This window comes from Nostoc sp. (genome assembly GCF_036916985.1).
GTDB lineage: Bacteria > Cyanobacteriota > Cyanobacteriia > Cyanobacteriales > Nostocaceae > Nostoc.
This window is the reverse complement of sequence record NZ_JBALFD010000097.1, coordinates 79,143-91,676: the sequence shown is the minus strand read 5'-3', so window position 1 is coordinate 91,676 and position 12,534 is coordinate 79,143. Positions and strand designations below refer to the sequence as shown.

The window sequence follows — 12,534 nt, the reverse complement described above, 5'->3', positions numbered from 1 at the left end:
AATTAGGCAGATGAGGGAGATGCGGAGAATTAACCAATAACAAATGACTAATGACTAATGACTAAAATCAAAGACATTGGCGAACAAGGTCTTTTAGAAAGATTACAGCGCTTCTGTCCTCCAGAAATGATCGGCGATGATGCCGCAGTACTTGAGACTGCACCAGGGCAATCTTTAGTAGTGACTACAGATGTACTGGTTGATGGCGTACATTTTAGCAAGCTCACCACTTCCCCAGAAGATGCTGGTTGGCGAGCTGCTGCTGCCAATTTATCAGATTTAGCCGCAATGGGCGCTTCCCCATTGGGAATCACTGTCGGGTTAGGACTCCTCGGTGAACTTAGGGTAAGTTGGGTAGAACGCTTGTACCAGGGAATGACAGAATGCCTGCAAAAATACAATACCCCAATTGTTGGGGGTGATGTGGTGCGATCGCCTGTTACTACCCTGGCAATTACCGCTTTTGGTCAAGTTAACCCTAGTCAAATTATCCGCCGTTCTGCTGCTGTGGTGGGAGATGCGATCGTTGCCACAGGCGTTCATGGAGCCTCCCACGCTGGCTTAGAACTGCTCTTACATCCCGAATTAGGACAAAACCTTAAAGATGCAGAACGCACGGCTCTAATCCGCGCACACCAACGCCCACAGCCACGATTAGATGTCTTACCAATCCTCCAGAAAATTTTAAATTCCCAATCCAAAATCCCAGTTGCGCTGGAAGCGTACCAAAGGTGCGACCTAAAATCTAAAATTCCTGTTGCTGGCATGGATAGCAGCGATGGTTTGGCAGATGCGATCATCCAAATTTGCCGTGCTAGCAGTGTTGGCGCTGTCTTAGAACGCAGACAAATTCCCGTACCAAAAACTTTTAACCATTGGTTGCCACCAGAGCAAGCGCTACAATATGCTCTATACGGTGGCGAAGACTTTGAATTAGTGCTGTGTTTACCACAAGAGTTAGCATCAGCCTTAGTGCAACATCTTGGTGAAGGTGCTGCGATCGTGGGCAAGATTACAGCCGGATCAACAGTACTATTGCACGACAAACAAAAAAAATTCCCCGACCAAGTTCTGAGTCTTAGGCAGGGATTTCAACACTTTAATAGTTAGGAGTTATGAGTTATGAGTTTTAATTCCTCACAGTTCACTCTTGACTCCTTATTCCTAACTCCTCACTCCTAACTTTTTAATTAAACCCACTTCTCGGCTACTAATTCTGCCAAATCCAAAACTCGTTGGCTGTAACCCCACTCGTTGTCATACCATGCCATAACTTTTACTAAGTCATTACCCAAGACCAAAGTCAAGCTAGCATCAACAATCGAAGAAGCGTCATGACCTTGATAATCAGACGATACCAGTTCTAGATCGCTGTAGGCCAAAATACCTTTAAGTGGGCCTTCGGCAGCATCTTTGAGAGCTTGGTTAACTTCTTCAGTAATAGTACGCTTCTCAACCTGCACTACGAAATCTACCATTGAGACGTTCGGGGTTGGTACGCGTAAGGCAACGCCATTTAGCTTGCCTTTCAGGTCTGGGATAACTAGCGCCACTGCTTTCGCTGCACCAGTGGAGGTGGGTACAATGTTTATCGCTGCCGCCCTCGCCCGTCGCAAATCCCGGTGAGAAGCGTCTAGCAAGCGCTGATCGCCTGTATAGCTGTGGGTGGTGGTCATCGTACCTTTGATGATACCGAACTTATCGTTCAACACCTTGGCGATTGGTGCCAAGCAGTTGGTAGTACAACTAGCGTTACTGATAATGTTGTGTTTGTTGTGGTCATAGTCGTGATGATTCACACCAACCACAAAAGTGCCATCCTCGTTTTTACCAGGAGCGGTAATCAGGACTTTCTTGGCTCCAGCATTCACATGCTTGAGCGCACCTTCTTTGCTAGTAAACACCCCGGTTGCTTCGATAATTAGGTCAATTCCCCAATCTCTCCAGGGCAAGTTTTCGGGGTTGCGATCGGATACGCACTTAATGGTCTTGCCGTTAACGATGATAGAGTTATCGTCGGCACTAATCTCAGCACCTTTGATCTTCCCTAGCATTGAGTCATACTTGAGCAGGTGAGCATTAGTTCTGGGGTCTGACGTGTCATTAATTGCGACAAGATCGATTTGACTATTCTCTCTACCCACCCAACAACGCGCAAAGTTACGTCCAATCCGCCCGAAACCGTTGATTGCAACTCTAATCACAGTACCTTGCCCTCTGTATTTATGCTTATATGTTGATATCGTTGACCCCAATCATATCGCAAAGGGGGGGGGCACTTATAACCATAAAGTGTTAGATCAATAAAAAAACACATAATTTATTCAGATTTGTAAGAGTAGAGATTGTTGTTAGTGATATATGATCTGACCGATTCCGGTAATAAATAACGAATTGACTGGCGTTCGCGGCAAAATTTGCGAATTAGACTTGACGAAACTCCTACTAAAGGTATATTCAAGAGTTGCCAGTGAATGGTAGAGGACTGCTCTCTGAGTTGTTGCTCCACTTGCTTGCAGATTAATTTGCTTTGAGTTATAGTCTCACCACCTAGCAGTCGGGGTGCGATTAACCAATCACACATTTGTGCTAGTTCGTGTCCACGGTGCCAACGGGGTAAGGTTTGGAAAGTATCCAAGCCTACAATCCAGTACCAGTGAGTATTTGGGTAACAAGCAGATAAGTCAATCAGGGTGTTAATGGCATAAGAAGTCCCAGAGCGATTTGTCTCCACTAGTGAGATAGTAAACGCTGGGTTATCTTTTATGGCTAATTGCAGCATTTGCACACGATGCTCAAACAAAGCTGCTTCTTTGTGAGGAGGATTTAGGGATGGCACCCAAATTACCTTTTCAAGGCATACTTGATGCAAAGCTGTCTCGGCTACAAGCAGGTGTCCCCAATGAATTGGATCAAATGTGCCACCAAAAATTGCTAGTTGCTGCATCCAGTTATGCCTGGGTTTTATGCAATTGGAAAATAGTTTCATTACCAATGTACTATTTTACTCAATTCACGCCTAGACTTGATGCAATTTCAAATCAGTTTCACTAAACAATGTATTATGTAGCCAATTACAGTAAGGCAGCCAAATTTATGTATTTGACATTACAAGAATTTCTTTCCCGATGCGACCAAAATTTTCAGAATAATCTTAAGAACAGTTCAAAAATAGCAAAAACCTCCAACCAAGGTAAAATCATTCTGAACAAAGAAAACCAGAGCAGAAACATCATTTGGACATCAAACATGAACATGATACAGGAGTAGTTACGGTAAAAATCAAATTCCTGTTATGATACGCGTGTCATTTGTGATTATGGTGTGGTGTGGTGTAAGAGGAGCAATAAATGACTAATTCTGTAGATTTTAGTGGTAGACCATTTCATTTCATTGGCATCGGTGGCATAGGTATGTCTGCTCTGGCATACGTTCTCACAAAGCGTCAATTTCCAGTATCAGGTTCGGATCTTCGTCCAAACCATATTACGCACAAGTTGGAATCTATCGGCGCTCATATTTTTGGTAAACAAGAGGCAAGCAATCTTGAATTCTTTCGACCTCAAGTATTGGCTAATCCAGTAGTATTAAATTCACAAGAACAATTACCTGCTGATACGAACTCGAAATGGCCTCAAGTCATTTGTTCAACAGCAATTAACACTAATAATTTAGAATACAAAGCAGCGTTGGAATTAGGTTGTCCAATTTTACATCGTTCAGATGTATTAGCGGCTCTAATTGCCGAGTACTACAGCATTGCAGTGGCAGGAACACACGGCAAAACTACAACCAGTAGCATGATTGGCTATATGCTTCTGCAAGCAGGTCTAGACCCAACGATTTTAGTAGGTGGCGAAGTCAATGCATGGTCTGGTAATGCTCGACTGGGACAAAGCCAATATTTGGTAGCCGAGGCAGATGAATCAGATGGTTCCCTGGTAAAACATGCTCCTGAAATTGGCATCATTACCAATATTGAACTCGATCATCCTGACCACTACGATACATTAGAAGAAGTCATTGACATCTTCCAGACATTTGCTAAGAGTTGTAAAACGTTGATAGGTAGCATTGACTGTGCGACAGTGCGCGATCGCTTACAACCCACAATTACCTACAGCTTACACTCAGATACCAACGCTGATTACACCGTCACCAATATTGATTATCGGGCTGATGGCACTACGGCTTTGGTTTGGGAAAAAGGCAAAGCTTTGGGAGTATTGACATTGCGGCTGCTCAGTCGGCATAATCTCAGCAATGCCCTAGCCGCCGTGGCTGTTGGTCGCGCCTTGGATTTAGAATTTGGAGCAATTGCCAAAGGTATCGCCACCTTTGAAGGAGCAAGACGACGCTTTGAGTTCCGAGGTGAAGTCAATGGCATTACCTTCATCGATGACTATGCCCATCATCCGAGCGAGATTCGTGTTACTCTCGCCGCAGCCCGTTTACAGGCAAGACCAGGGCAAAGAGTGGTTGCCATCTTCCAACCTCACCGCTATAGCCGTACACTCACCTTTTTAGAAGAATTTGCCGAGTCTTTTGCACATGCTGACTTGGTTGTGCTGACTGATATTTACAGTGCAGGTGAACCAAATTTAGGGCAAATTAGTGGTGAAAGTCTAGCCGCAGAGATTGCTAAACAGCATTCGCAGGTAGTTTATCAACCAACTTTACCCGCAGTGTGTGAGTACTTGCTACAAACATTACGCCCAGGAGACTTGGCGTTGTTTTTGGGAGCTGGAAACTTGAACCAGGTGATTCCTGAAGTAATTACAACCCTTTGTGAGCCTGCTAAAGCCACATCCTAAAGTGGAGACTTTGCAAAGTTTTATTTCCGAGCAAAGCGACCCTCTAGTAACGGTTTCATAAGTTAACTCCATTACCGTATCTTTGCGGTAAATAAATGTAAAAATTTTACCAAAAAAAAGTAAAAATGACCATTTCCCAGGCCGCTGGAAACGTCTGCACAGTTTCTTCTTTGAATACAAAGAAACAGCAAACACCTAATTCGGTGGAGAGTGAAGTAATCTACTTACCCAATACTGATTGTGCAATCAAGTCTCAGGCTTCTTTGTCAGCGTTTACTTCCTATAGAGTTGGGGGAGAAGCACAATTGTACGTTTCCCCCCGAAATGTAGAAGCACTGCAAGCAAGTCTTAAATACGCAAAAGAACGTGATTTAAAGGTGACAACGCTGGGAGCAGGTTCTAACTTGCTGGTGAGCGATGGTGGTATATCAGGCTTAGTCATTGCGACTCGTCATCTCCGCTTCAGTCACTTCGACCCGAAGACAGGTCAATTAACTGTTGCTGCTGGAGAATCAATTCCTAGTTTGGCATGGGCAGCAGCGGAATTAGGATGGGAAGGTTTGGAGTGGGCTGTTGGCATTCCTGGAACAGCAGGGGGTGCTGTAGTGATGAATGCAGGGGCACATAATAGCTGTATTGCAGATATGTTAGTTAGTGCCCAAGTACTTTCACCTGATGGGACGCTAGAAACTCTTACCCCCGATCAATTAGGTTATAGCTACCGGACTTCATTATTGCAAGGTGGCGATCGCATCGTTACCCAAGCCACCTTACAACTTGCTCCAGGTGCCGACCCAGCAGCAGTTGTAGCAATCACCAAACAACACAAAAAGCATCGATTAAGCACCCAACCATATAACTTCCCCAGTTGTGGTAGTGTGTTCCGCAATCCCAAACCTTACAGTGCTGGCTGGTTAATTGAACAAACTGGTTTGAAAGGCTACCAAATTGGTGGAGCGCAAGTAGCACTACTTCATGCTAATTTCATCGTTAACCGTGGTGGAGCAAAAGCTAGTGATATCTTCTGTCTTATTCGCCACATACAACACCAAGTACAAGAACGTTGGTCTATTAATTTAGAGCCAGAAGTCAAAATGCTCGGAGAGTTTCAAGGTGCTTGTGGATAGGGAGTGGGGAATGGGGAATGGGGAATGGGGAAGAAGAATTAATAACCAATGCCCTACTCCCAATTCCCTACTCCCAATTCCCAATTATTATGAAGCATTAATTATTGGTAAAAAAAGAGTCAAATTACTTACCGCATCTATAATTGAATTTGATTTGTTATTCAACGCATAAGCGTACAAATAATTATGACAGGAAAAGGACAGGGATTTGGCTTCGGCTTAGGAAAAATGAAAGAATTGGCTGAAGCTTTTAAGAAAGCGCAGCAAGTTCAAGAAGGTGCAAAGCGACTCCAAGAAGAATTGGAGCAAATGGAGATTCAAGGAGAATCTGGCGGTGGACTGGTAAAGGTGATTGTCAGTGGGAACCAAGAACCCAAGCGGGTGGAAATTTCTCCAGAAGCTTTAGCAGAAGGTGCAGAAGTACTTTCCGATCTTGTAGCAGTGGCAATGAAAGAAGCCTACAACAAGTCCACAGCAACCATGCGGGAACGTATGGAAGAATTAACCAGTGGGTTGGAGTTACCTGGATTTTAGTCATTGGTCATTGGTCATTAGTCATTGGTCATTAGTCATTGGACAAAGGACAAATGACTATTGACAAAGGACAAATAATATCTATGCCTTACAAGTTGCTGTTTGTCTGCTTAGGTAATATCTGCCGATCGCCATCGGCAGAAAACATTATGAATCATTTAATTGAGCAGGCTGGCTTGAGCGAACGCATCCTCTGTGACTCTGCTGGTACATCTAGTTATCACATTGGTAGCCCACCTGACAGACGTATGAGTGCTGCGGCTGCTACAAAGTTGGGAATTAAACTGCGTGGTCGGGCACGCCAGTTTCAAAAGTCAGACTTTCAAGACTTTGATTTGATTTTAGCGATGGATCGAGAAAATTATGAGAATATCCTCACTCTCGATCGCACTCAGGAATATCAGCATAAAGTGCGTTTGATGTGCGAGTTTTGCTCTCGACACACTCTAAAGGAAGTTCCAGATCCCTATTACGGCGGTGAAGAGGGATTTAATCAGGTTATTGATTTATTGATCGATGCTTGTGAAGGTTTGCTGGCAAAAGTTAAAAGTGAGAAGTTATGAGTTAGGGGTTATGAGTTAGGAGTTTTAATTTTAACTCCTAACTTTTATTCCACCAGACCATGCTTCATCGCAAAACGTACTAATTCTGCTCGGTTGCTGGTTGAGGTTTTTCTCAATAAACTGCTAACGTATTTTTCTACAGTTCGAGGACTCAGGTGTAGCTGAAGACCCATTTCGGCATTAGAAAGACCATGAGTTAATAACTCTAAGACTTCTTGCTCTCTATGAGTTAGGGGTGAGTGCAGATGGGATTTCTGAATTTGAGTAGACAGAGAATTATGGACATCCCCCGCTTTTGTCGAGGCGGAAATACCCAAACTCTCTCTATGAGAAAAACGATACTCTGATTGAATAATTTGCGATCGCTCCAAAAGATTGCGGATTGCTGCTGCTAACTCTTCCAGTTCAAAAGGCTTGGGTAAATATAAATCACACCCTGACTGGTAGCCCAGAATTCTTTCTTGGGTCTTAGTGCGTGCCGTTAACAAAATTACAGGCAATAAACGAAATACTGGTTGCTGACGCACCCGACGCACCAATTCATAGCCATTCATCCGTGGCATAACGATATCCGTGACAATCAAATCAGGATGATACTCATCCACCATAAACAAAGCCTCTTGACCGTCATTAGCCGTGATCACCGAGTAGCCAGACAGTTCAAGATAGTCGCTAACAGAGAGACGAGTGCCCAAATCATCATCCACTATAAGGATCGTCAAGGGCATGGATAATACACCCCTAGCATTTTTTTACTCAGAAATTTACTTCTACGTGTTCCATCAGTGAACACAAACAATAATAATGTTCTTATGTTTCATACTATGACAGGATTATCAGCTAATTACTGCCTTTAGGGCTGATTTATAAAGAAAATCTTAAATCCTTAGGAAGGTTAACGAAGTCTAACTCACCTTTGACTATCCGTGCTTGAGAGGTACAAAGACCTTTGTAATTTGTAACAACTCATCAATATTCTGACCAGAGCTAACGGAAACGTCTCCGGCTCCGCTCCTGACTCCTGAATTCTGTTTCGATAACTTAAATTTGCCAGAAAACTCTTAATTGTGAACTTAAAAAAGCTAGATTAGTGATACATGGTTCACCATTCATAGTAGTTCTAAGATACACCCTATAATTCACAAGCCAATCCAAATAATTTTTTAGGTACATTTAAAGCACACAAAATTATCAATGAGCGACAAGAACGAAGGTTACAAAGTTATTTGCGACAACCGTCAAGCCCGTTATTTGTATGAAATTCTAGAAACTTACGAGGCTGGAATTGAATTGACAGGAACAGAGGTGAAGTCAATTCGTGCGGGGAAAGTCAATCTCCAAGATGGTTATGCTTTGCTTCGCAATGGCGAAGCATGGTTGATCAATGTACATATCTCGCCTTACAACGCTAGTGGACAATATTTCAATCATGAACCACGGCGTACACGCAAGCTATTATTGCATCGTCAAGAACTGCGTAAGCTAATTGGCAAAGTCGAACAGCAGGGTTTAACTTTAATCCCGTTGAAAATGTATCTCAAACGAGGCTGGCTAAAAGTGAGTATAGCCCTTGGCAAAGGTAAAAAGCTCCACGATAAGCGAGAAGACCTGAAACGACGCCAAGACCAGCGTGACATTCAACGGGCAATGAAAAGCTATTGAAGAAGAATTCAGGATTCAGAATTCTTTTGTCAGTTGTCATAAAAAACAACTGACAACCTATTGATGTTAATTTACTGCTGGTTCTGAGTTAGATGAATTTGTCTGGTTTTGAGCTAAGGGTGTCCAGTAGCTAGCAATTAAGGCAACGATCAGCCACCAGAGGGTATTAACTTCAGGACGATACCAGACAGTATCTACAGTGCCGTGAGCTAGCATACCCAACAAAATAGCGATCGCTCCAATTAACCAAAATCCCTCGGCACTTTTCACTTGTCGCAATCGTCGCACTTGCAAAAATGCCGTATTAAATGTGACAATAATGAGCCAGAGAAAACAGGCTAAACCAACAAAGCCAGTTTCTACAGTCACTTCCAAAAATATCGAATAGGCACTCAAAGCAGTGTAACGAGGGTGTTGGTAGAGCGGATAAACTTTATTAAAAGAGCCGTGACCAGGGCCAATGCCGAAAATCGGGCGATCGCGAATCATCTCAAAAACAGCATCCCACACATTTCGGCGAAAATTATTACTGCTATCTTTACGGTCGGCAAAAATACTGAATACTCGCAGGCGCACTGGCTCTACAAATATCACTGCTAGCACTAATACCCCAATCAAACCTCCCAAGACAATCGGCAGTGACCAAGTACGCCAAAAACGAGGCATTTCCACGCTTTTCCAATAAACTAGCAATGCCATCACAGCTAAAAATGCTACCACTAGTCCAATCCAACCACCACGACTAAAAGTCAGAATCAGGCAGGAAGTATTGACAATTAACATTGTTAATGATAGAGCTTTTTTAAGCCAACTTTGCCATGCAAAAATTGCCACTAAGCTAAAAATTACTGCTGGTAAAAGGTATCCAGCCAATAAGTTGGGATTGCCTAAATAACTGTAGACTCTTGTCGTCTTAGACAGAGGAGATTCTGGATCAACCCAAGTCGCCAGTGCTGTGGCTCCAAAAAACCATTGTCGCAACCCATAGACACTGACAATTAACGATACATGCAGGTAAAGAATGATAATCCAAGACCGGAGGCGAGGCGACCTTAATACCCTGGCACAAAGGGCAAATAATAGCAAATATAAGGTCAACGTGCCTAAGTCATTAAGTGCCACCTTTTTTACTGGTGATAATGCTGTTGCAACTGCGGCAACTCCCCAGTAGAGCAATACCAGTAAGTGAATCGGAGTAACTGACGAGACATTTGTTGGTGTTACTTCATCAGATAGAGTTAACAACAGCCAAAATCCGACACAAGCCACCAGTAACAAACCCACCAACGTACTCGAAGCAAAAGGTGCAAGAGCATATATTAAGCTGAGTAAAGCAGCTGCGATCGCATCTCCCCACTGGAGCAAGATGCTGGTTTGCCGCCAAGAACTTAACAGTCCCACCAGAGAGCGGTGTACATAACTGGTAGCAAGATATTCTTTGAGCGGTAAAGATGATAAAGTAAATCGTTGCCAGACTAAATTCATAAAAAACATTGCGATCAATTAGCCTGCCGACGCAGAACTTGGAATTGATCATAATGCATACCCCTATAAAAAGGTATTAACATTAATCACTACCTTTAATCTAAAACTACCTCAGTTAATAGGAAGTTAAGATAGTTCTTCATGTACTTAGTACAACTTTACGTAAAATCGTGGCGAATTGAGGGTTGAAATTTTAACGCCGATACGCTTCTCTACGAGACGCTACGCGTAGCTTGTTTCCCCGTAGGGGTACGCCTTCCCGCAGCGTCGAGGCAAGGGTCAAGGCACGCAGAGAATTCGCTACAAATTAATGATTTATAGATAAAAAATACGTCTTTCCCAGTCCCCAATCCCCAATCCCCAAGATTAGACATCACTAATTGCTTGTGAAGGAGTCGCTACTTGCAGCGGCAAAGAAAGCACATAACGATATCCTGATTCTGGCGAACCTTGAATCAAAATATGTCCACCATGCAATTCTGCTAGTTGACAACTTAGTAATAGACCCAAGCTTTCACGAGAAAGACTTCCATGTGATTTAGCTAAATTTATACCGGAACTAGTAGCAAATAAATTCGAGTGATTCCCACTCGAATTTTTGGAATTATCCACCGCTACTGATGAAGTATCTAATTGCTCTTGTCCTTCTGCATGAGTATTGTAAGTTGCTACCTCACCTGTCAGCTCCAGCAGCGACAAAGAATTGAGACGAAAATAGGGATCAACCTCAGTGATACCATCTCCCAGCCAAGGATGGGAAACCCAAATAGTAATGTTGAGCGTATCTTCCTTGTAAGAAACATGAATGCGAACAATGCTACCTGTAGCCGAAAGTTGAATCACACTGAAAACCAGGTGATAGAGGATTTGCCGCACCTTGTCTTTATCTAAAGGCCAAATGCGATTGCGTCCCGGTTCTATAGACAGGCGGATATCTTGCTCGCGGCGGTTAGCCACTTCTTCTAGGGTATTGATAGCTTGTTGGCATAGCATTTCAATATCTACAGGAGCTATATTTAGCACAGTTGAGTTTTCATCCATAGCTCCTAGTTCGGTAATTTCGTTTACTAGAGAAAGTAAATACCGACCACTGTGTTGGATGATTTCTAAATATTCTCTCTGCTTAGTTGTCAAAGGGCCATAAATCTCACGTCCTAAAACACTAGCCATACCTAGTACAGATGTTAAAGGCGTGCGTAACTCCTGAGTTAGCTGACCCAAAAGTTCTAGTTTCAGTTGCTTGGTAGAAATAGAGTCGCTATCTTTACTAGATGGGGTGATTTTAATCTCAGTATTACGTTCATCATTGAGTGAAAATATTGGAGCGTTTTTGGGAGTGCTTGATTCGAGTTTCCCTTGTAGGAGTCGGTTACGCTCAAATTCACTCATACTCCAACGAGCGATGATTTGTAAAAACTCAATGTCTCGGTTTGTAAAATTGCGTGGGACTAAATCCATCACCGCCAATGCACCCAAACAATGTCCCTCAGCATCTATCAGTGGCGCTCCTAAGTAAGCACGAATACCATAATCTTGCACTAACTTGCTGCTAGCAAGTACTGGATCTGTAAGCTTATGTGTATCATTAATTACAAATACTTGTAAGCTCTCTACTACCTGAGTACAAAAGGATTCCCGACGTGATAGCTGGCGGCTTTGTGCCAAATGATTCATCAATCCCAGTCTAGATAAGCCCACCGACGACTTGAACCAGTGACGTTCTTGATCCACAAATCCCAATATGGAAATTGGTGCTTCCAAAAAGTGGGCAGCAGTCTGGGTGGCTTCTTCAAAAACCGGAATCGTTTCTGGTTGCCGCAAACCTAAATCTGACAAAGCTTTGAGGCGTTGTTGTTCTCTTGATTCATGAGAATCCCAACCATCCTTTAGGGCAAATAATTTGTTTTCAGGCTCTATCATTGCCACTGCTACCTTAATAATTTCTCGATTCTGTAATTGATATAAGCTCTATTTCTAGGTTATCAATTGCTATTTTTAAGCATTCCCTAATTTTGCCTCTGACAAACAAATTTAGGGCAAAAATTTTTTATCCCTTCCATTAAGCCGACGAAGTGTGTCCGTTAGTTACTAGTTACTGGTGCTGAATGTTCTTTGTTGATCGCTGGTGTAGTCTTTATTGCTTGAGATTTTGCAATCAGGCTGCGTTAGATTTGGATTCAGCTAGGGTAAGCTAATCCTAGAGACAGAATGCAAAGGCGGTGTCATTCTCGATCTATATAAGCGAAAACTTTTACTGGTATATTTAAGGTAAATTTACTTAAAATAACTAGATATTAGTGTAATTATATATAGCCACTTTTACCGATAACATCTAGTACTAAAAAATGA

General features: G+C 42.8%; 11 protein-coding genes. 6 read left to right on the top strand and 5 right to left on the bottom strand.

Features of this window, described 5'->3' with window-relative positions:
• The first annotated feature begins 57 nt into the window (after positions 1 to 57).
• The gene (gene thiL / locus V7L07_RS31885; protein WP_335063477.1) at positions 58 to 1,110 is read left to right on the top strand and encodes a thiamine-phosphate kinase; all 1,053 of its coding nucleotides are present in this window, start codon (positions 58 to 60) and stop codon (positions 1,108 to 1,110) included.
• Between the two features lie 80 nt (positions 1,111 to 1,190).
• On the opposite strand, the gene V7L07_RS31880 is transcribed toward thiL, so the two are convergent.
• Positions 1,191 to 2,204: a type I glyceraldehyde-3-phosphate dehydrogenase gene (locus V7L07_RS31880; protein WP_335063475.1), complete on the bottom strand. Its 1,014-nt coding sequence runs from the start codon at positions 2,202 to 2,204 to the stop codon at positions 1,191 to 1,193.
• Positions 2,205 to 2,320: 116 nt separating this feature from the next.
• Complete coding sequence (gene nadD, locus V7L07_RS31875) at positions 2,321 to 2,947, bottom strand: nicotinate (nicotinamide) nucleotide adenylyltransferase (protein WP_335063900.1); 627 nt, start codon at positions 2,945 to 2,947, stop codon at positions 2,321 to 2,323.
• 403 nt (positions 2,948 to 3,350) lie between these two features.
• Between nadD and murC the strand changes: the two genes are divergently transcribed.
• The 4 genes from murC to V7L07_RS31855 all read left to right on the top strand — a co-directional run bounded on the left by murC (position 3,351) and on the right by V7L07_RS31855 (position 7,038).
• Positions 3,351 to 4,814: a UDP-N-acetylmuramate--L-alanine ligase gene (gene murC, locus V7L07_RS31870; RefSeq protein WP_335063474.1), complete on the top strand. Its 1,464-nt coding sequence runs from the start codon at positions 3,351 to 3,353 to the stop codon at positions 4,812 to 4,814.
• Positions 4,815 to 4,939: 125 nt separating this feature from the next.
• On the top strand, positions 4,940 to 5,941 hold the full coding sequence (gene murB, locus V7L07_RS31865) for a UDP-N-acetylmuramate dehydrogenase (protein WP_179067012.1): 1,002 nt from the start codon (positions 4,940 to 4,942) through the stop codon (positions 5,939 to 5,941).
• Between the two features lie 186 nt (positions 5,942 to 6,127).
• A complete protein-coding gene (locus tag V7L07_RS31860) occupies positions 6,128 to 6,475 on the top strand; it encodes a YbaB/EbfC family nucleoid-associated protein (RefSeq protein ID WP_179067011.1) in 348 nt (115 codons plus the stop codon).
• A gap of 83 nt (positions 6,476 to 6,558) precedes the next feature.
• Entirely contained in the window at positions 6,559 to 7,038 is a 480-nt protein-coding gene (locus V7L07_RS31855) for a low molecular weight protein-tyrosine-phosphatase (protein ID WP_335063898.1), read from the top strand.
• Between the two features lie 44 nt (positions 7,039 to 7,082).
• On the opposite strand, the gene V7L07_RS31850 is transcribed toward V7L07_RS31855, so the two are convergent.
• Positions 7,083 to 7,766 carry a response regulator transcription factor gene (locus V7L07_RS31850; protein ID WP_335063472.1) on the bottom strand — a complete coding sequence of 228 codons (684 nt, stop codon included), beginning with the start codon at positions 7,764 to 7,766 and terminating at the stop codon, positions 7,083 to 7,085.
• A gap of 466 nt (positions 7,767 to 8,232) precedes the next feature.
• Here V7L07_RS31850 and smpB point away from each other — a divergent pair, with 466 nt between their 5' ends.
• Entirely contained in the window at positions 8,233 to 8,700 is a 468-nt protein-coding gene (gene smpB / locus V7L07_RS31845) for an SsrA-binding protein SmpB (RefSeq protein WP_094349892.1), read from the top strand.
• A gap of 66 nt (positions 8,701 to 8,766) precedes the next feature.
• On the opposite strand, the gene V7L07_RS31840 is transcribed toward smpB, so the two are convergent.
• On the bottom strand, positions 8,767 to 10,185 hold the full coding sequence (locus V7L07_RS31840; protein WP_335063470.1) for an IctB family putative bicarbonate transporter: 1,419 nt from the start codon (positions 10,183 to 10,185) through the stop codon (positions 8,767 to 8,769).
• 366 nt (positions 10,186 to 10,551) lie between these two features.
• The gene (locus V7L07_RS31835) at positions 10,552 to 12,105 is read right to left on the bottom strand and encodes a GAF domain-containing sensor histidine kinase (RefSeq protein WP_335063468.1); all 1,554 of its coding nucleotides are present in this window, start codon (positions 12,103 to 12,105) and stop codon (positions 10,552 to 10,554) included.
• Between the last annotated feature and the right edge of the window lie 429 nt (positions 12,106 to 12,534).